Source organism: Methylotenera sp. (assembly GCF_029945535.1).
In the GTDB taxonomy this organism is placed as follows: domain Bacteria; phylum Pseudomonadota; class Gammaproteobacteria; order Burkholderiales; family Methylophilaceae; genus Methylotenera.
On record NZ_JAQSCU010000006.1, the window covers coordinates 161,223 to 181,605 of the forward strand.

General features: G+C 42.9%; 20 protein-coding genes. 17 read left to right on the forward strand and 3 right to left on the reverse strand.

Annotated features, from left to right (window positions below; translation table 11 throughout):
• Positions 1 to 10: 10 nt before the first annotated feature.
• Positions 11 to 1,270, reverse strand: a complete 1,260-nt coding sequence (hemA, locus tag PSU72_RS01865) for a glutamyl-tRNA reductase (RefSeq protein ID WP_300430165.1) — start codon at positions 1,268 to 1,270, stop codon at positions 11 to 13.
• A 114-nt stretch (positions 1,271 to 1,384) separates the two neighbouring features.
• Between hemA and rpe the strand changes: the two genes are divergently transcribed.
• The 11 genes from rpe to PSU72_RS01920 all read left to right on the forward strand — a co-directional run bounded on the left by rpe (position 1,385) and on the right by PSU72_RS01920 (position 11,188).
• Positions 1,385 to 2,092, forward strand: a complete 708-nt coding sequence (gene rpe, locus PSU72_RS01870) for a ribulose-phosphate 3-epimerase (RefSeq protein WP_300430085.1) — start codon at positions 1,385 to 1,387, stop codon at positions 2,090 to 2,092.
• 56 nt (positions 2,093 to 2,148) lie between these two features.
• Positions 2,149 to 2,841: a phosphoglycolate phosphatase gene (locus PSU72_RS01875; protein WP_300430087.1), complete on the forward strand. Its 693-nt coding sequence runs from the start codon at positions 2,149 to 2,151 to the stop codon at positions 2,839 to 2,841.
• A gap of 174 nt (positions 2,842 to 3,015) precedes the next feature.
• Positions 3,016 to 4,560, forward strand: coding sequence for an anthranilate synthase component I (gene trpE, locus PSU72_RS01880; RefSeq protein WP_300430089.1), 1,545 nt, complete (start codon positions 3,016 to 3,018; stop codon positions 4,558 to 4,560).
• A gap of 1 nt (position 4,561) precedes the next feature.
• Entirely contained in the window at positions 4,562 to 5,128 is a 567-nt protein-coding gene (locus PSU72_RS01885; RefSeq protein WP_300430091.1) for an aminodeoxychorismate/anthranilate synthase component II, read from the forward strand.
• Positions 5,128 to 6,186 carry an anthranilate phosphoribosyltransferase gene (trpD, locus tag PSU72_RS01890; RefSeq protein ID WP_300430093.1) on the forward strand — a complete coding sequence of 353 codons (1,059 nt, stop codon included), beginning with the start codon at positions 5,128 to 5,130 and terminating at the stop codon, positions 6,184 to 6,186. The genes PSU72_RS01885 and trpD overlap by 1 nt, the downstream gene beginning before the upstream one ends.
• Positions 6,183 to 6,626, forward strand: a complete 444-nt coding sequence (locus PSU72_RS01895; protein ID WP_300430095.1) for a DUF3465 domain-containing protein — start codon at positions 6,183 to 6,185, stop codon at positions 6,624 to 6,626. The genes trpD and PSU72_RS01895 overlap by 4 nt, the downstream gene beginning before the upstream one ends.
• A gap of 49 nt (positions 6,627 to 6,675) precedes the next feature.
• Positions 6,676 to 7,464: an indole-3-glycerol phosphate synthase TrpC gene (gene trpC, locus PSU72_RS01900; RefSeq protein WP_300430097.1), complete on the forward strand. Its 789-nt coding sequence runs from the start codon at positions 6,676 to 6,678 to the stop codon at positions 7,462 to 7,464.
• 139 nt (positions 7,465 to 7,603) lie between these two features.
• Positions 7,604 to 8,593, forward strand: a complete 990-nt coding sequence (gene hemB, locus PSU72_RS01905) for a porphobilinogen synthase (protein ID WP_300430099.1) — start codon at positions 7,604 to 7,606, stop codon at positions 8,591 to 8,593.
• A 56-nt stretch (positions 8,594 to 8,649) separates the two neighbouring features.
• Complete coding sequence (locus tag PSU72_RS01910) at positions 8,650 to 9,105, forward strand: hypothetical protein (RefSeq protein WP_300430101.1); 456 nt, start codon at positions 8,650 to 8,652, stop codon at positions 9,103 to 9,105.
• A 512-nt stretch (positions 9,106 to 9,617) separates the two neighbouring features.
• On the forward strand, positions 9,618 to 10,238 hold the full coding sequence (locus tag PSU72_RS01915; protein ID WP_300430103.1) for a sigma-70 family RNA polymerase sigma factor: 621 nt from the start codon (positions 9,618 to 9,620) through the stop codon (positions 10,236 to 10,238).
• Positions 10,235 to 11,188 (forward strand): hypothetical protein, encoded by a 954-nt coding sequence (locus PSU72_RS01920; RefSeq protein ID WP_300430105.1) that lies wholly within the window; start codon positions 10,235 to 10,237, stop codon positions 11,186 to 11,188. The genes PSU72_RS01915 and PSU72_RS01920 overlap by 4 nt, the downstream gene beginning before the upstream one ends.
• Before the next feature lie 75 nt (positions 11,189 to 11,263).
• Here the strand turns inward: PSU72_RS01920 and PSU72_RS01925 are convergent, their stop codons facing one another.
• Both PSU72_RS01925 and PSU72_RS01930 read right to left on the reverse strand, forming a co-directional pair.
• A complete protein-coding gene (locus PSU72_RS01925) occupies positions 11,264 to 11,884 on the reverse strand; it encodes a hypothetical protein (protein WP_300430107.1) in 621 nt (206 codons plus the stop codon).
• Between the two features lie 30 nt (positions 11,885 to 11,914).
• The gene (locus PSU72_RS01930; RefSeq protein WP_300430167.1) at positions 11,915 to 14,395 is read right to left on the reverse strand and encodes a penicillin-binding protein 1A; all 2,481 of its coding nucleotides are present in this window, start codon (positions 14,393 to 14,395) and stop codon (positions 11,915 to 11,917) included.
• Between the two features lie 220 nt (positions 14,396 to 14,615).
• Here PSU72_RS01930 and PSU72_RS01935 point away from each other — a divergent pair, with 220 nt between their 5' ends.
• From PSU72_RS01935 to PSU72_RS01960, 6 genes are all read left to right on the forward strand, one after another.
• Complete coding sequence (locus tag PSU72_RS01935; RefSeq protein WP_300430108.1) at positions 14,616 to 15,689, forward strand: pilus assembly protein PilM; 1,074 nt, start codon at positions 14,616 to 14,618, stop codon at positions 15,687 to 15,689.
• A complete protein-coding gene (locus PSU72_RS01940; protein ID WP_300430110.1) occupies positions 15,686 to 16,267 on the forward strand; it encodes a PilN domain-containing protein in 582 nt (193 codons plus the stop codon). The genes PSU72_RS01935 and PSU72_RS01940 overlap by 4 nt, the downstream gene beginning before the upstream one ends.
• 2 nt (positions 16,268 to 16,269) lie before the next feature.
• Positions 16,270 to 16,923, forward strand: coding sequence for a type 4a pilus biogenesis protein PilO (locus PSU72_RS01945; protein ID WP_300430112.1), 654 nt, complete (start codon positions 16,270 to 16,272; stop codon positions 16,921 to 16,923).
• A complete protein-coding gene (locus PSU72_RS01950; protein ID WP_300430114.1) occupies positions 16,923 to 17,474 on the forward strand; it encodes a pilus assembly protein PilP in 552 nt (183 codons plus the stop codon). Before PSU72_RS01945 ends, PSU72_RS01950 begins: the two co-directional genes overlap by 1 nt.
• 55 nt (positions 17,475 to 17,529) lie before the next feature.
• Positions 17,530 to 19,704, forward strand: coding sequence for a type IV pilus secretin PilQ (gene pilQ, locus PSU72_RS01955; protein ID WP_300430116.1), 2,175 nt, complete (start codon positions 17,530 to 17,532; stop codon positions 19,702 to 19,704).
• A gap of 122 nt (positions 19,705 to 19,826) precedes the next feature.
• Positions 19,827 to 20,369, forward strand: a complete 543-nt coding sequence (locus PSU72_RS01960) for a shikimate kinase (protein ID WP_300430118.1) — start codon at positions 19,827 to 19,829, stop codon at positions 20,367 to 20,369.
• Positions 20,370 to 20,383: the final 14 nt, after the last annotated feature.

A 20,383-nucleotide genomic window follows, 5' to 3' on the forward strand; every position in this document is an offset into this window, starting at 1 on the left:
ATGTTAAGACTTAGCTTTTGATGTGGTAAAGCTGCTTAATCACATCTTCCAGCTTGGCATGCTCATCGCCATGCGCTTGATTCAAAGCGTGGCTTGGTGCATGCAGAAATTTATTGGTCAGTGCGTTACTAAGTGCTTCTAACACTTTTTCTGCACTTTCGCCTTTTTGAATGAGTCTGAGCGCTTTTTCTAATTCCATTTGGCGAGTGGCTTCCGCTTGGTCTCGTAGCGCTTTGATGGTGGGCACAGTGTCGCGCTTTTTCATCCACTGCATAAAGTTTTCAACACGAGCAGTCACGATTACTTCAGCATCTACGGCGGCTTCCTGACGATTAGCCATGCCATCGGTCACTACTTGCGCCAGATCATCAACCGTGTATAAAAACACGTCATCTAGCTGCGCAACTTCAGCCTCTATATCACGAGGTACAGCCAGATCGACCATAAAAATCGGACGATGACGGCGAGCCTTAATCGCGCTCTCAAGCATACCTAAGCCTACAATCGGCAATTGGCTAGCGGTACTGGTAATCACAATATCAAATTCGGCAAAGCGATCTGGCAGGTCATTTAGCAGAATGGCCTGTGCTTTAATGCCTTGCGAAGAAATTTTCTCTGCTAAAGCGGTGCCACGTTCCAGCGTACGGTTGGCTACCATGATACTTTTAGGTTTTTGTGCTGCAAAATGGTCTGCGCACAGTTCTATCATTTCACCAGCGCCTATAAACAACACTTTTTGCTGGCTGATGTCGCCAAAAATACGTTGAGCCAGCTTAACTGCAGCAGCCGACATTGAAATGGAGTTTGCGCCAATGTCTGTGTTGGTACGCACTTCTTTGGCGACTTCAAAAGTGCGTTGAAAGAGCTTGTGCAATAAAGTACCTAGCGTGCCGGCATCTTGGGCGATTTTAACGGATTGCTTGAATTGCCCTAAAATCTGCGCTTCACCTAACACCATGCTATCCAAGCCAGACGCCACCCTAAAAGCATGTTTTACCGCTTCGTCATTCGGTAAAGTGTAGATATAAGGTTGAATGCTACTAGTATCTAATTTGTGATAATGCGATAGCCATTGCAGTGGTTTCTCAGAGTTTTCGGCGCTGCAATAGAGTTCTGTGCGGTTACATGTAGATAGAATCGCCGCTTCAGTTGCATCATGTGAGGTGAGTTCGCGCAAGGCACTACCTAGATGTTCGCTGTTAAAAGCGACATTTTCTCTAATCTGAACGGGTGCGGTCGTGTGATTGACGCCGATTACATATAGCTGCATAAGTGTAATTTTGATGTATTGGCCTATGTTAAGCAAGGCTGATATCCAAAAAGTGTAAAATCGCGTTAAAATAACGACTTATTACTTAATTTTTTGGACTTTTGGATTTTCGTCATGGATAAAACTTTTAGAATTGCCCCTAGTATTCTTTCTGCAAACTTTGCTAAATTAGGCCAAGAAATCGACGATGTCATTACGTCAGGTACAGATTTAGTGCATTTTGATGTGATGGATAATCACTACGTGCCTAACTTGACGATCGGACCTTTAGTTTGTGAAGCGATTCGTGAAATTTCAAAAAATGCAGGTGCGTTGATTGACGTGCATTTGATGGTAAAACCAGTGGATCGTATTATTCCTGACTTTGCTAAAGCTGGCGCGAACATCATTACATTCCACCCAGAAGCTTCTGAACATATTGACCGTAGCCTTGCAATGGTGCGTGATTTGGGTTGTAAATCTGGCTTGGTATTTAACCCAGCCACCTCATTAAGCTATTTAGACCACGTGATGGACAAAGTAGATATGATTTTATTGATGTCTGTAAACCCTGGCTTTGGTGGTCAGAAATTCATTCCAGAAACTCTAGAAAAGTTGAAATTAGCGCGCGCAAGAATTGATGCTTACTACGAAAAAACAGGTCGTCAAATTTGGTTAGAAGTTGATGGTGGCGTGAATGCGCAAAATATCGCTGAAATTGCTCGCGCCGGCGCTGATACATTTGTAGCTGGTAGCGCGATTTTCACTAAAGGTAACGATGCTGATAAAAATCGTTACAACACCGTTGTTGGCGAAATGCGTGCTGCATTAGCCACTGTTTAAAAACTCAAATATCGATGTATTGCTGTTTGAATTTTTTGCATTTAAGTTAATTAGCCATGTTTAGAGTAAAGGCCGTCATGCTGGATCTTGACGGCACGCTAATCAACAGTGCGCCAGAAATCGCATCAGCAATCAACTTAATGCTGGCTGATTTAAATCGGCCAGTGTTGCCCGCAAAGCAAGTTGAAAGTTATATAGGTGAAGGCGCGGCGGTGCTTATTAAGCGTTGCTTGAATAGTCAGTTGGATATCAGTCGCTTGAATGATGAGCCTGATGCGATATTATTTGCGCAAGCGGAGAAGTTATTTTTCGCATATTATGCAAATAATGTAACCGATAGTAAGCCGTATGATGGCGTAGTAGAGGGCTTACAAGCCTTGCGTAACAAAGGCTTGAAGTTGGCTTGTGTGACCAATAAACCTGAAAAATTCACCTTGTCGTTGTTACAAAAAAGCGGTTTGGCAGAGTTCTTCGAGATTGTAGTTTCTGGCGATAGTTTGCCAAAAAAGAAGCCTGACCCTATGCAATTGCAGCATATTTGTGCAAAGCTAGACGTTCATACTTTTGAGGCAATGTTAGTGGGTGATTCAGAAACTGATATAGCGGCGGCGCATGCGGCTGGCTGCTTTATTGTTACCGTGCCTTACGGTTATAATCAGGGTCGGCCGATTGATGAATCTACGGTCGATGCAATGATTGAGGATTTAACTGAGTTGGTCTCGCAAGATTTAATTACAGTTTTACTTTAATAATTTACGAGCAGAATATAAGTGAATATGATGACTTTTAATAATGACTTTCTAAGCTGGCGTGGCTCTTGGCGAAGCTGAGCCGACCTTGCCAGCAACCAATAGGCGAAATGTAGCCAGTACGGCTGCATAAAGCCGCCAATATTAGAAAATTATTAGAAAGATTTTGACATCATGTTTACCACAATCAACAAAACAGAATTCGATGCTTTAGCGGCAAAAGGATTTAACCGCATCCCGCTAGTGCTGGAAACCTTTGCTGACCTAGATACACCATTGTCGCTGTATCTAAAATTAGCCAATCAACCTTTTTCATACCTGCTTGAATCCGTGCAAGGTGGTGAGCGTTTTGGTCGCTATTCGATTATCGGCTTGCCAGCCAAAACACGCATCGTGGCGCACGATAATCAAGTACAAGTATTTGAAAATAATATCGTGGTTGAAACGGTTGAAAATACCAATCCATTAGACTTTGTCAAAAGCTATCAAGCGCGTTATAAAACGCCGCCTTATGAAGGCTTGCCACGTTTTACTGGTGGTTTGGCGGGCTACTTTGGCTATGAAACTGTACGCTATATTGAAAAACGTTTAGCTGGCGTACAAAAGCCAGATGCAATCAATGTGCCTGATGTGTTGCTGATGGTGTCTGAAGAGATTGCCGTAGTTGATAACTTAAGCAGCAAACTGTATTTCATTGTTTATGCTAATACAGACCAAGCGAATGCTTATGAAACGGCGCTAAATCGCTTGAATGATTTAGCCAAAATGTTGCGTAAAAACGTAACGATTCCAGAATCAAGTCCATCAGAAACATCAGTTGCTACTTCTGAGTTCGGTGAAGATAACTTCAAAGCCGCGGTTAAAAAAGCACAGCAATACATTTTAGATGGCGACATTATGCAGGTTGTATTGTCTCAGCGCATGTCGCAAAAATTCACTGCGCCGCCATTGTCCTTGTATCGTGCTTTGCGTAGCTTGAACCCATCGCCTTATATGTTCTATTACGATATGGGGGACCATCATGTAGTGGGTGCCTCTCCTGAGATTTTAGTGCGCTTGGAAAATGGTACGGTGACTGCTCGTCCGATTGCAGGTACTCGCCCTCGCGGCAAAACGCGTGAGCAGGATCTGGCGCTGGCCGTAGAGTTGTTAGCCGACCCTAAAGAGCGGGCAGAGCATGTGCAACTGATGGATTTAGGCCGTAATGATGTAGGCCGTGTGGCGCAAACCGGTAGTGTAAAAGTCACAGATAACATGATGATAGAGCGCTATTCGCATGTCATGCATATCGTCAGCAATGTAGAAGGCAAGCTCAAAGCTGGCATGGATGCGATTGATGTCATTAAAGCCACTTTTCCAGCAGGTACGGTAAGCGGTGCGCCAAAAGTACGCGCCATGGAAATCATTGATGAATTAGAGCCAAGCAAACGCGGTATCTATGCAGGTGCAGTGGGCTACTTAGGCTTCAATGGCGATATGGATGTGGCGATTGCGATTAGAACTGGCGTTATTAAAAACAATATGCTGTATGTGCAAGCTGGCGCTGGCATTGTCGCTGATTCAGTGCCGCAAAGTGAATGGGAAGAAACACAGAATAAAGCCAAAGCCGTTCTGCGTGCGGCTGAATTAGTCCAAGCCGGGTTGGATTTGAACTTGAACTTAGATTTGAACCCAGACCTGACTTCAAATACAAATTTGGCAGCGAAAGCAGGGAATTAATATGTTACTCATGATAGATAATTACGACTCTTTCACTTATAACTTGGTGCAGTATCTAGGCGAGCTGGGGCAAGACGTTCAGGTGTATCGCAACGATGAAATTGATTTGGCAAAGGTCGCGTCACTTAAGCCAGACCATATCGTTATTTCACCTGGCCCATGTACGCCAAATGAGGCGGGGATTAGTGTGCCACTCATTAAAGAGTTCGCAGGCAAGATTCCATTGTTAGGTGTTTGCTTAGGCCATCAAAGTATTGGTCAGGCTTTTGGCGGACATATTATTAAAGCTAAAACTTTGATGCACGGTAAAACCTCATTGATACACCATAAAAATATTGGTGTGTTTAAAGACTTGCCTAACCCTTACACGGCAACGCGCTATCACTCACTGGTGATTGAAAAAGAAACGATACCAGGCTGTCTGGAAATCACTGCGTGGACTGATGATGGCGAGATTATGGGCGTGCGTCACAAAACCTTGCGTGTAGAGGGCGTTCAATTTCACCCAGAATCTATCCTTACAGAATATGGCCACGAGTTGCTGGATAATTTCTTGAAGGAAAAGTAATGGCTGAAGGACAAGTAATCCTTGAGAGAGAAACAATGAAGCTATCCTTCAAAGAAGCCTTGCAGAAACTGCTGGATCGCGAAAACTTCACCCATGCGCAAATGTTGGAAATCATGCGCATGATGATGTCTGGCGAGCTGACTTCAGTGCAAATTTCCAGCTTGTTGATGGGTTTACGCATGAAAGGCGAAACGGTCGATGAAATCGCCGCCGCTGCCAAAGTTATGCGCGACCTTTCAACTAAAGTCACCATTAACGACACAAGCCACTTGATTGATACGTGTGGCACAGGTGGCGATGGTATTCAGACATTTAATGTATCTACTGTCTGTGCTTTCGTTGCCTCAGCGGCGGGTGCAAAAGTTGCTAAACATGGTGGCCGCTCGGTGTCATCTACTTGCGGTAGTGCTGACGTGTTGGAAGCTTTAGGCGTTAACGTTAATTTGTCTCCTGAACAAGTCGCGAAATGTGTCGATAGCATCGGCATTGGTTTTATGTTTGCACCAAACCACCATAGTGCTATGAAGCATGCTGCGCCTGTACGTCGTGAGATGGGCATACGCACCCTGTTCAATTTACTCGGCCCAATGACCAACCCTGCAGGCGCTAAACGGCAAGTGATGGGCGTGTTTCATAAAGACTTAACGATTTTATTAGCGCAAGTCTTGCAGCGTTTGGGCAGCACGCACGTCATGGTTGTACATGGCGCTGATGGCATGGATGAGATTTCGTTTACGGGCGATACTTATGTTGCCGAGTTAAAAAATGGTGCAGTCACTGAATATACGCTCAACCCAAGCCAGTTTGGTATGCAAAACCATGATTTAAAAACCATACAAGTGCAAAACGCTGAAGAATCAAAAGCGATGATTTTAGATGTGCTAAGTGGTAAGAAAGGTGCGGCGCGCGACATTGTTATATTAAATGCTGGCGCGGCAATTTATGTTTCTGGTGTTGCAGATAGCCTTCAAAGTGGCATCAACCTTGCCGCGCAGGTCATAGACAATGGTACTGCCATGGCAAAACTGCAAGCACTTAAGCAAGAATCCGCAGCATGAAGAAAAACTTATATTTAATTTTACTATTAAGTGTTTTAGGGGCGTGCAGGCAACATGAAGCTGCTACTCCGTCAGTTGCTGAGTCGCAAATTTCCACACAGGTTCAGCTTAGTAATGATGCGGTTATACAAGCTTTTCATGATAAAAAGAGCAATATTTTTGTCGAAGGCAGTGGCGTTGTGAAAAAGCTATTGCCTGAAGACGACAACGGCTTGCGCCATCAAAAGTTTTTAGTAAGCATTTCCGATGAGCAAACATTGTTGTTTGCGCATAATATCGACTTAACTTCAGCTATACCGCTGGCTGTGGGCGATACCATTCAGTTTAGAGGTGAATATGTTTATAACCCTAAAGGTGGAATTGTGCATTGGACGCATCGCGACCCACAAGGAAAAATAGAGGGTGGTTGGATTAAACACAAGGGCACCACTTACAATTAGAAATTCAATTTTCTAACTACGAATGAAATATCATCAGGTAAATTAAATAATGTCAGACATCTTAAATAAAATTTTAGCCACTAAGCGTGAAGAAGTTGAAGCTAGCAAAGGCCTCGTGAGTTTAGCTGAGTTAGAAAAACAAGCTGAAGCGCAAGGCGATCCGCGCGATTTCGTAGGTAGCATCTTTAAAAAAGTGAGTGCCAACAAACCTGCAGTGATTGCTGAAATCAAGAAAGCCAGTCCTTCTAAAGGCATCATCCGTGAAGATTTCAACCCGGCAGAAATTGCTAAAAGCTATGAAAAAGGCGGCGCGGCGTGTTTGTCAGTACTCACTGACGTTGAGTATTTTCAAGGTAGTGCAGAATATCTAAAACAAGCCCGTAAAGCTTGCAAGCTACCAGTGTTGCGTAAAGATTTCATGATAGACCCCTACCAAGTGTTTGAAGCACGTGCGATGGGCGCGGATTGTATTTTGCTGATTGTGGCCGCGCTAGAAGTGAAGCAAATGCGCGCTTTAGAGCAACTCGCGCATGACTTAGGCATGGCGGTATTGGTAGAGGTGCATGATGCTGACGAACTAGAACTTGCTATGCAATTAGATACACCGTTAATCGGCATCAATAACCGCAATCTGCGTACTTTTGATGTGACATTGCAAACCACTTTAGATTTATTAAAAGTGCTGCCAGAAGACCGCTTTGTGATCACTGAGTCAGGTATTTTCACGCCAGAAGATGTGAAGTTAATGCGAGACAACGATGTGCATGCGTTCTTGGTTGGTGAGGCATTTATGCGTCAGCCAGACCCCGGTGCAGAGTTGGCAAGGGTTTTTGGATAAAAAATCATTCCTTCCCCGCTTTAGGGGGAAGGCTAGGATGGGGGTGAAACATGTCAAATTTCACCAACATTACCCCCACCCCAACCCTCCCCCTTAAATGGGGAGGGAGTATAACGTTATTGAGCTGAGGTAATTAAAAATGAGCTATCCCTACGCCCGCCCACGCCGTATGCGTAAAGATGATTTTTCACGCCGCATGATGCGCGAAAATGTGCTGACAACCGATGATTTAATCTACCCAGTATTTGTATTAGATGGCGAGAATCGCACCGAAGACGTGGCTTCTATGCCGGGCGTAAAGCGTCAAAGCATTGATGTGCTACTTAAAACGGCCGCTGAATGTGTAGCACTTGGTATCCCTCTTATTGCATTGTTCCCTGTAGTCGATAGCAAATTCAAAAGTCTAGACGCAGCAGAAGCCTATAACCCCGAAGGTTTAGCGCAGCGCGCTGTGATGGCATTAAAGGCCGCGTTCCCGCAACTCGGCGTGATGACTGATGTAGCATTAGACCCATTCACCACCCACGGCCAAGATGGCTTGATTGATGATGCGGGCTATGTGATGAATGATGAAACCATTGAAGTATTGGTGAAACAAGCTATCTCTCACGCCAATGCAGGTGCTGACATTGTTGCGCCTAGCGACATGATGGATGGGCGAATTGGTCAAATTCGCGAAGCGTTAGAAAGTACAAGAAATATTCACACCAAGATTTTGGCTTATTCGGCTAAATACGCTTCAGCATTTTATGGGCCATTCCGCGATGCAGTTGGTTCGGCGGGAAATCTAGGTTCAGGTAATAAATACACCTATCAAATGGATCCAGCCAATAGTGACGAGGCCATAAACGAGGTTAGGCTTGATATTGAAGAGGGTGCAGATATGGTGATGGTGAAACCGGGTATGCCGTACTTAGATATTGTGCGCCGAGTGAAAGATGAGTTTGGTGTGCCGACGTTTGCCTATCAGGTGAGTGGTGAATATGCGATGTTGAAAGCGGCAGCGCAAAATGGTTGGCTGGATGAAAAGGCGTGCGTGATGGAGAGTTTGTTGGCGTTTAAACGGGCTGGTGCGGATGGGGTTTTGACTTACTTTGCGATGGATGCGGCACGGTGGTTGAAAGTATAACTAACTAATTATAGATTTATGTCAAATTTTAAAAAAATTACGATGAGTCCCAGCAAATGAAACCACGCCGCACAAAAGAAGAGATGTGTGTAGATGTTTACAATGTGTTAATTTCAGAACTTCATTGTGCTACAAAACATGCTGTATTCGCTGATGTTATTTGGAAATGGTCCTTGTTTGATGGTAAATATAAAGGGTGTAAATATTGGTCAGAGGATGCATTTAAAGTTCGTAAGAAAAAAGTTAAGTTTATTCATGAACATGTCGTTCCTAAGAAGCTAATTATTGAACGCTTGATGAGCCATAAAAATCCCTCGCAAGAATCGGTAAAGCATATATTGGAAGACTATTTTATAGCTGTAGTAGTAACTGTGGATCAAGACAAAAAACTTAATAAGTTAGGGCTTCGATCAAAAATGCCAGAGGGTTGTAATATAAGTGATAATCCTTGGGCTCGGTATGATGAGGCAGGAATTAAAAAGATAGAGCCTGACTGGTCAGTTCATAGTTGAATATCTTAAAAGCATGGTGCTGTATGTAAGTGGTCGCTTTCGCGCGACTGACGAGTTACTTTTTCTTGCTTAGCCAAGAAAAAGTAACCAAAAAGAAGGCTACCCCCTCCCGCTTATTTCCTGCGCTGCTCAGCTTCATGGGAGGCAATCGGAAACTCACTTCGCTCAAACAGCCGCTTACCGAAATCCCCCATAAAACTGAGCAGCGAAGGCGCAGTAGCAGGGGATTGTAGGTCAAAAGCATTTATATTTCACGTATGTTGGCTTAACGCTTAACTCTTTCAAATGCTATCAATCAAGGTAGGGTGGGTAACTTGTTACCCACGCGGTGAATGTTGCAAATGTCGCTACGCGTGGGTTCAAGAACCCACCCTACTGATTCTCAATTCTTACAAGAGTCGTCATTCCGACGAAAGTCGGAATCTAGTGACTTTTTATTCTTAACTCATAAAATTGTTTTAACCCCATAGGGATAGATTGACCGTTTAACTCCCTAATGACACACTGGCTTAATGAGCATCATTTTAATTACCGATGAAGATTTAATGCGCAAATTTTGCGCTGGCGACGGCAAGGCTTTTCACAATTTGTATATGCGGCATGAGAAGCCGCTTTATCGATATTTGCGGCGAGTGTTGGGGGTTGGTTTGTTGGCGCAGGTGGATGAGGTGTTTCAGGATACTTGGATGCGATTGGTTGATGCGCGTGATAGTTGGCAGCCGCGTGATGGTGTAGCGTTTAAGACTTGGCTTTATGCCTTGGCGCATCATCGTGCGGTGGATATTTTGCGTAAAAGCGGGCGTGAATTGTCAGCGGATGAAGGTTGGCTGGATGATGACAGTGAAACAGCTTGGCAGTTATGGCCAGCATCCAGTGCAGAGCAGCCTGAGCAACAGGCGTTTTGGAGAAAAGCAGGTCAGCAGCTTTTGCATTGCTTAGAGGGTTTGCCTGCAATGCAGCGCGCAGCATTTTTGTTGCACCATGATGATGGTTTGAGTTTGCATGAAATGACGCAGGTGCTAAATGCTGAGTTTGAAACGGTTAAAAGCCGCTTACGATATGCCTTGTCTAAACTGCGTTTGTGTATGGGCGCACATTTGCAGCCTATTTTGGAAGCGGATGCGACTTCATGAGTTTGCAAGATCAACATTTACAGCAAGCACTCAAGCATGCGCCAGATAGCGAGTTAACACCAAGTGATATCAGGCGTGCGGCGGTATTGGCTTATGCGGATAACGCCTTAAAGCAAGCCGGTGAAACGTGGCTTAGTCGCCTTTCTAACGTTTGGCGTAAATGGTTTGGTGCAAGCTGGCATATCACTGGCATTGGAAGTGCTGTGGCTACGGTGTTGGTCGTGGTGATATTTTGGCATGAGCTGCCAGATGATTCGATGCGGAAAGTGGCTGCATCAAGTGACAAAATGGAAGTAAGTGAAAGCGTGGTAGATGGCGTGACTAGTTCTGTAGATAAACGTGTTGTAACAGAGGCTAATGCTGAAAAAATCTTACAAAAGAAATCAACTCAAGTTACCGCACCTCGCAAAGAAAAATCCTCATTGTCTGTGGTTCCACAGGCGCCTGCACCAATCCTAAAAGAATCCCAGGCACCAGTCGCAGCGGCGCCTGCAGAAGCGTCAACGCCAAGTTTGCAAGATAATGCTGTGGCACAAAGCGTGCCTGCAGGAATGATTAGTCTGCCTGAAACTGCACAGCCTTTGCCAAAAGTAGCGTTAGACAAGAGCGTGACTTCTTCAACAAAACTTGATGCAAGAATATCTAAGCTCATCTCACCAAAAGAGGGTGTTGCTGATTTATTGGTGGGAATCAACTCTGAGGGTGGAGTTGTAACTGCAAATAAAGATATTCAGGCATTGAGGTTGCGACTACTGGCATTAGATGAGCAAAGCGTTCAGGCTAATGGCGCTTGTCCACCGCCAAGTCAGCATCCTTTTGTGATAGATACTACTACTGGATATAACATTGAAACACTCCGTGTGTGCAATGTTTCTACGTCATTGTCAAATGAGGTGGAAGCTTATAACCAAACAATGCGGAATTGGCATGCTAAGCATGAAAATAAATAGCATGGCGATGAATAAGAATTTGGGAGTGGGCTGGCTAAATAAAAAAATCTGAAGAATGGATCGTCATGCTGGGGGTTAAGCCAATAATGCTTTCACATCTTGAATGTTAGCACGCTCTGCATTGCTTCCATCGGCGGCACGCTTGGTTGCCACTCTGATTTCATCCACTTCAAATACGCTTAATTTAATGACGCCTGTTGACATCTCAAGTGAGAAAACAGGTACTTTTTTGCGGTGCTCACCTTTTTTATCGCGTTTACCATCGTTCATCACGCGGTAAGTTTTTTCATTGGTTTCAAACGGAATGTCTTGGTTAAGCAGAAACATTTCTACTTCTTTTAAGCTATCTGCAAACAAATGAATATGCGTTTCTGAGCCTAATCCAGCCGTGCCATCCAAAACTGAACCCGTTAAATATGGGTTGAATTTCTCTAAAAGCTTCATAGTAAACAGCGCATTTTTACGCAATTCACGTAAGTTTTCTGGCTGTTCATCACTTAAAAAAAGTGCATTGTAGAGTTTTAACTCTTCTTCAATTTCTGCATTCGAAGGCAATACGTCGCCATCTAACGCACCAGCCTGCCTACCTGCCTTTTTCTTTGCATAGGCGTAGTCAGAAATACCATCTTCCGCCATCATTCTGGCTGCTGATTGTGCAATAAGCTGTCGTAATTGCTGAAGGTTTTCTTTGGCCATAGAAGTTAGACTAACTATTAATTTAATTGATCAGTGTGTATTTAATAACCTTGCGGCATTACTTTGGGCATCAGAATGTCCACTTGAAGGCGGGGGGCTGGGGCTTGTTGGTACTGGTCTAGCAGGCAATGCTATATCAGGTTGTAATACTTGCTGCGGCTGATTCGTGAGTGGTGAGTTCCCTCCAAGCTCATCAGGATTTTGGCTCCCATCTAATAACGGTGGTAAATCAGCTTCAACTAATGGCGGAGGGTTCTCATGATAAAAATACTCAGTTACGCCACTATCATCTCGTGTGCCGGTGGTCGGGTCTATATTCATAGCAACCACTCCATCAGGCATACGCATTGCCATTTCAGGTGACCCTTTTAATGCGGTTGCCATATATTTAATCCAAATTGGTAAAGCAGCAGCAGCGCCAGTTTCACCTCTACCTAGTGGTTTTGGTGTATCAAAACCTACCCATGCGATAGCGACTTGTTTTGGGCTATACCCTGCAAACCAAGCATCTATATGGTCGTTGGTTGTCCCTGTTTTACCCGCAATATCGCTACGACCTAGTTTTAGTGCTTTAGCAGCAGTGCCGTTGCGTATCACGCTTTGCATCATAGAGTTCATGATGAAGGCATTGCGACTATCAATCACACGCGGCGCGCCATTGCTAGCATGGTCAAAAACCGTTCTGGAAATCACTTTGCCATGTTGATCTACAATTTTTGAAATCAAATTTGGTTTAACGCGGTAGCCACCATTGGCAAATACGGCATACGCACTTGCCATCTGCCAAGGTGTTGCTGAGCCTGCGCCTAGTGCCATGGTGAGATAGGCTGGATGTTTTTTGGCTTCAAAACCAAAGCGCGTGATGTAGCTTTGCGCATAGTCAGGGCCTATATTCTTTAATACACGAATCGCAACCGTATTAACTGAGTGTGCTAATGCCTTTCTTAAAGTGATTGGGCCTTCAAATGAGTTCTCATAGTTTTGCGGTGACCAGTCTTTATTACCTGTTTCAGCCGCTGAAAAATTTAAAGGCGCATCTTCTACAATAGTTGCTGGGGTATAGCCTTTTTCTAATGCAGCAGAATAAATAAAAGGCTTGAAGCTTGAACCTGGCTGACGCCATGCTTGCGTGACATGGTTAAACTTACTCTGATTAAAATCAAAACCGCCAACAAGCGCGCGTATCGCCCCATTTTCAGGGTCAAGCGCGATTAAGGCAGACTCAACTTGTGGAAGCTGCACAACGCGCCAAGCATCTTCGCTTTTAATAACGCGGATGACCGCGCCTTCATTCAGCAGACGTTTAGATGGGTCTTTGTCATGCAGCATTTTATCGACAAAGCTTAAGCCCTTGTCTGTAATTACAATATCTTCGCCACTTTTTGTATGTGCCTGAATAGACTTAGGTGAAACGCTGGTAATGATTGCCGGAATAAAACCGTTAAATACTTCAAAATCATCTAAAGCGATATCTAGCGCATTCTTTTTATTTTTAGTTGAGTATTCAGGTACTGGCAATGATGCAATATCTAATACCTTCTCTGGACCGCGATAGCCATGGCGTAGATCGTAATCTAAAACGCCTTCACGCACTGCTGCGTTAGCTGCCTCTTGATTTGCTTTGAGAATGGTGGTGTAAACGTTCAGACCGCTACTATAAATCTCGTCTTGATATTGCGCATAAAGCGTGTCTCTAACGCTCTCGGCTACATAGTCAGCGGATAGGTCACGAGATTGTTTTGTTATCTTAAAACGTAAAGGTTGCTTAAGTGCGGCTTGATAATCATCCTCTTTCAAAAATCCAAAGCGAAACATGTCGTGTAAAACTTCTTGTTGACGACCCATTGAACGTTTTGGATTAGTAAATGGATTGTAGTTGGATGGTGCTTTAGGCAAGCCAGCAAGTAGAGCAGTTTCCGCAAGATTTAGTTTATCAAGGGTTTTCCCATAATACACTTGCGAGGCAGCAGCAAAGCCATAGGCACGCTGACCTAAATAAATCTGATTGATATAAAGCTCAAGTATCTTATCTTTACTTAAGCTATGTTCAATTTTAATAGCCAGTAAAGCTTCGTTGATTTTGGTAATAAGCGTGCGTTTGCCGTTGGGTACCGTAAAAAAGTTTTTGGCGACTTGCATCGTGATGGTGCTGGCACCCTCATGTGATCTGCCTGACACATTATTTTTAATCGCTCTTAATATCCCAGTGGTATCAATGCCGTTGTGCTGATAAAAGCGGCGATCTTCAATCGCCAGCACTGCATCTTTAAGGTTTTGCGGAACTTGGTCGATATTAATAAAGGCGCGACGTTCTTCACCAAACTCACCGATTAAATAGCCGTCTTCGGAGTAAACGCGTAAAGGAAGCTTAGGCTGGTAGTTAGTGAGTGCATCAAGCGAGGGGAGTGAGGGATAAATAATTGCAGCAGCAATAGCGACAAGTGCTATTACAGATAAGCCGCCAACGAATATAGCTAGTAAAACATAGTGCCACCATTTTGTAGGAGTCATGAAGTTTACGATTTCAATGGTTAGAATCGGCACCATTATAAATTGCTATGATGCACCTTGCTAATAAACAATAAAATAAAGCGTTAAAAAGTGTTAATTAAATCCACAATAAATTTGACCAATAAAAAAATTGCTTTACAGGGCTTAAAGTTGTTGATAGGATTTAATGTAAATTATTAGAAATGAACGTAACTAACGAACCCAGAAAGGGAATTTCAGTTTGAAATTCAACTTTTTTAAAGAAAAGACCCCGCCGCTGATTGGAATCGACATCAGTTCTACTTCTATTAAGATGGTGGAACTGTCTGATGATGGTCGTGGTGGCTATAAGCTTGAGGGATATTCTACTGCGCCCTTAGCCAAAGAGGCTATGGTTGATGGGAATGTTGGCGACCTTGAAAAAGTGGCTGATGCTATCAAGCAAGCTTGGAAACAATTAGGATCTCGTGAAAAACGTTCGGCGCTCGCCTTGCCTGCTTCGGCTGTTATTAGTAAAAAAGTTTTGATGAGTGCAGGTCTTCGTGAGGAAGATATGGAAGCTCAAGTGGAAGCGGAAGCTAATCAGTACATCCCATTCTCTTTAGACGAAGTGAATATTGACTTTCAGGTACTTGGCGCTGCACCAAATAATCCAGATGAAGTGGAAGTATTGATTGCTGCATCACGTAAAGAAAAAATTGAAGATCGTGTCGCCGCCGCTGAAGGTGCTGGACTTAAAGTCACGGTAATGGATGTTGAAAACTATGCAACAGAAGCTGCTTACTCATTAGTCTCGAGTCAGCTTCCTAATTCAGGTCGCGAACAAACTGTCATCATCATAGACATTGGCGCATCGATGATGCATATTAATGTGTTGCATGATAATAAGTCTGTCTATACTAGAGAACAAAGTTTTGGTGGTGGTCAACTAACGCAAGAGATTCAACGTCGTTTTGGCTTGTCACTAGAAGAGGCTGAAATTGCTAAGCGCAAAGGCGGCTTGCCTGAAAGTTATGACAGTGAAGTATTGCAGCCCTTCATGCAGTCGCTCGCGATGGAAGTCGCCAGAGCTCTGCAGTTTTTCACCAGTTCAACGCAATATAACCGTATCGATCATATTGTACTGGCAGGAGGTTGCGCAGCGATTCCTGCAATTGATGTTGTTGTGCAAGATAGAACACAAGTAAATACGATTGTCGCTAACCCATTCCACAGTATGGCAATTAATACTCGACTTAAACAGCAGCAGGCGGCTACCGATGCGCCTGCACTTCTCATTGCATGCGGTCTTGCAATGAGGGGGGTGACGGTATGATACGCGTAAATCTGTTACCACATCGCCAAGTCAAACGCGAGGCGCGTCAGCGTGAGTTTGGCTTAATGGCATTGTTTTCAGCCATTGCCGCAGCAGTGATTATCTTTTTGGGCTACACCTACATCAACGCAAAAATAGATGCGCAGAATGAGCGAAATGCCCGCTTGGATGCTGCTATTGTGAAATTAGATAAAGAGATTGCTGATATTAAGGATCTGAAAGATCAAATCAGTACGATGCTAGAACGTAAGCAAGTAGTTGAGAACTTACAAACTAACCGCAGTCAAGCGGTAGTAGTGCTTGATGAGCTGAGCAGACAGTTGCCGGAAGGTATGTACCTTAAGAGCATCAAGCAGCAGGGCAGTGTGATTTCAATAGAAGGTATCGCCGATACCAATGCGCGCGTTGCTACTTTGGTAAGAAATCTCTCCACATCAAATTGGATGGAATCTCCTAGCTTAGTTGAAATTAAGTCTGTGGTGGTCAATACACTCAAGCAGAATGCATTTGCACTGAATGTTAATATTAAAGTTCCTAAAGTCGAAACTGATGAAAAGCCAGTTAAAGGTGGAAATTAATCATGAAGTTAGATGATTTTAATAATATAGATTTTAATAATGCTGGTAGCTTGCCAGCTGCTGTTAAAGCTGTATTACTGGCATCCATATTTGTAGTTATTTTGGCCTTGGGCTACTACTTTTTATGGACAGATGCTTTTACTTCACTTGACACCGCAAAGGCAAAAGAGGATGAGTTACGGAAAGTTTTCCTCGATAAACAAGCGCAAGCAGTTAATTTGGCGGGCTATAAGCAGCAAATGGTGGATATTGAGAAAACCTTTGGTGCGTTATTAAAGCAGTTGCCAGACAAGTCTCAAATGGATGGACTACTCACTGATATTAATCAGGCAGGCCTAGGTCGCGGTTTAGAGGTTGAACTTTTTAAACCTGGTCAAGAAACGCAAGCAGAATTTTATGCGGAAATGCCAATTTCTATCAAAGTACTTGGTACTTATCATGACTTAGGGGCGTTTGCTACAGACATTTCTAAATTATCACGGATTGTGACTCTGAACGACATCTCAGTTAGCACCGGTAAAGATGTTAAGTCAAATAATGCAGATGCGATATTGGTGATGGAGGCTACAGCCAGAACTTACAGGTATTTGGATGCAGATGAGATAGCAACTAAGAAAAAAAATGATGCAAAAAATAAAGCAGGTGGAAAAAGTTGATGAATCCAGTGAGTTTGCGATTAAAACGAAAATCCGCATATAAGATGTGGTTCAAAATCTCATCGATTTGCTTGCTGAGTATTGGCTTGGCTGCATGTGGGGGTGGTGATGGTGATGATTTGGATAGTTTTATTAAAAACTCTGCAAAGGATATGCGTCCAAAGATTAAACCTCTGCCCGAGGTAAAGCCCTATCTTGCACTACAATATAATGCAGACGGTAAGCTAAGTGATCCATTTCGCTCACGTAAAGCGTCAAATAAAACTGGCATCCTGCAGCCCAATATGAGTAGGCCTAAAGAGCCTATGGAAGCTTACCCGTTAGAAAGTATTAAATACGTTGGTCAGCTTTCAAAAGTTAAACTCACTTATGCTTTGTTATTAACGCCAGATAATGGCGTCCAACAAGTAAAAGTAGGTAATTACGTAGGTCAAAATTTTGGCATGATCACAAAAATTACTGATAGCGAAGTTGAGCTAAAAGAAATTGTGCAAGATGAGCTTTCAGGGGATTGGATAGAGCGAGTTTCTAATTTGCCATTGCAAGAGTAATTAGCGATTTAATAGAGACCTCTATTTAAAGTAATTAGAAATTTAAGGTGAAACAATGAAAAATAACACATGGGTAGGCAAATTTTTACAGGTTTTTTTACTGTTGGGATTAACATTAGTTTCAGGTTTATCATTAGCTGAAGAGCAGTCCACGCTTAAAAATAAAATAGAGAGTGTAGATTTTTCATCTTTACCTGGCGGTAGAGTTGCTATTCATATCAAAACTACATCACCACTTACAAATGCACCTGCTGGGTTTACATTAAATAGCCCTGCACGAATAGCCTTAGATTTCCCAGGTCTCGCTAATGGCACATCTAAAACTAGTATTCAAGCCGACCAAGGCTCACTTAAAAGTATCACTCTTGCGCAAGCTAAAGAACGTACGCGCATGGTGCTAAATCTATCTAAAAATGTAGCTTATAGTACTACTGTGAATGGCAACAATGTCACTATTATGCTGCAAGCTAGCGAAGCAAGTGCAAGTGTTGGTGTGGAGACAAAGTTTGCTGAACCTACGCTAGGTCAACAACAGTTTGCAATTAATAATGTTGATTTTGCCCGTGGTAAAAATGGTGAGGGTCGCATAATTGTGGATTTATCATCTGCTTCAGCTGGTATTAATATCAAGCAAAAAGGTAAAACAATCGTTGTTGATTTTCTTAACACGGATGTGCCTGCCAACTTACAGCGTCGCCTAAATGTGACTAATTTTAACACCCCAGTGATCTACGTTGACACCATGAAACAAGGTAAAAATGGGCAAATGGTGATTGAGCCTAAAGGCAATTGGGAACAATCTGCGTATCAAGCCGATAAGAAATTTATTATCGACGTGCGTCAGGTCGTTGAAGATCCTAATAAATTAGTTCGAGGCACCAAACCTGGCTATGCAGGTGAGAAGCTTTCGTTAAACTTCCAAAATATTGAGGTGCGTGCAGTTTTACAGGTGATTGCAGACTTTACAGGGCTGAATATCATTACAAGTGATACGGTTACAGGAAACTTAACTCTACGCTTAAAAGATGTTCCATGGGATCAAGCTTTGGATATTATTACTCAAAGTAAAGGTCTATCAATGCGCAAAACTGGTAACGTTATTTTGGTAGCGCCTGCTGAGGAAGTTGCAGCTAAAGAAAAACAAATGCTTGAGGCCGCACAACAAATTAATGATTTGGAGCCAGTTCGTACAGAGGTGTTTACTCTAAAATACATGAAAGCAGAGTCTTTGAAAGACATACTGAGTGATCCAAAGCAGAAGATTTTATCTAAACGAGGCAGTGCTGTGCTAGATCCGCGCACTAACACTGTATTTGTGCAAGATACATCAAAATATTTAGAGCAAGTGCAAGCGATTATCAGTAAAGTTGATGTGGCTGTTAAGCAGGTAATGATTGAATCAAGGTTGGTGATTGCTGATGATAAATATAGCAAGGCGTTAGGTGCTAGGCTTGGTATTACCCAATCTGGAGGGTCGAATAACATAGCTAGAACTTTAAGTGGGTCGTTAGGTAATAGACCTACAGCATTCACTCCTGCAACTGCGACATCTCCTGCTACGTTCACTCAAGGTACACACAACGGTACGATTCAAACAACTACAACATCAAATGGCACATTAACAAGTTCAGATGGCTTACCTGACCTTATGTCAAATTTGGCTGTAGCAAATGCAACTGGTTCTATAGCATATAGTATATTTAGTAGAGCTGCTGGCTTAGTGCTTAATATGGAGTTGACTGCTATGGAGTCGGATGGACATGGTAAAATTGTTTCTAGTCCTCGCGTAACAACGGCAAATCAACACAAAGCAAAAATTGCTGCGGGTACTGAAATTCCTTATTTAGAGGCAAGTAGCAGTGGTGCAGCAACAGTATCATTTAAATCTGCAGTGTTGAGCCTAGAGGTGACACCGCAAATTACACCAGATGATAAAATCATCATGGAGCTTGATGTAAAAAAAGACAGGGTAGGACAAGTATTCAGTGGCGTTCCATCTATAGAAACGCAAAATATTAACACTCAGGTACTTGTTGGTAATGGTGAAACTGCAGTACTCGGTGGTATATTTGAACAAACAGTACGTAATGATGTGGAAAAAGTGCCATTCTTTGGAGATTTGCCTGTTTTGGGTAATCTATTCAAAAAAAGAAGTACTCAGAATGATAAGCAAGAGTTGCTTATATTCATTACTCCTAGAATTATGGACGATAGCTTAAGCTTGCAATAATTGGATAAACCTTGAATATTTCTGTTAAATAAACTAAGCTTAAACTGACAGATTTGTAAGATTACCTTAAAATGCCCATCATACTTGTGATGGGCATTTTTTATGCATGATGGGTGGCGGTGATGGTTGGTAAATTGAACAATATCTACTTTATAGGCTTGATGGGCGCGGGTAAAACCACAATTGGCCGTTTGATTGCTAAGCAATTGGGCATGGTTTTTTATGACTCTGACCATGAGATTGAACGTAAAACTGGCGTTAAAATTCCTCTAATATTTGAATTAGAGGGTGTTGATGGATTTCGCAAGCGTGAGACTGCTGCCCTTGAAGAGTTATGCCAGCTCGAAAATATAGTGATGGCTACTGGTGGAGGGGCTGTATTATTGCCTGAAAATCGCGAGCTCTTAAAAATTAACGGCAAAATTGTCTATCTACGCGCAAGTGTGCATGACTTATGGTTGCGAACGCGTAACGATAAATCTCGTCCGTTACTACAAGGTGGCAATATCAAGCAGAAGTTAGAGCAGTTATATATCGAACGAGATCCAATATATGCTGCATTAGCAGATTGTATAGTTGATACAGGTGCTCAGTCAGCCAATGAAATCACTAGTTATATTGAACAATTGATTAAAGAATCTAGCGATAAAGAAGAAGTGAAATAGACGTTAAAAACGCA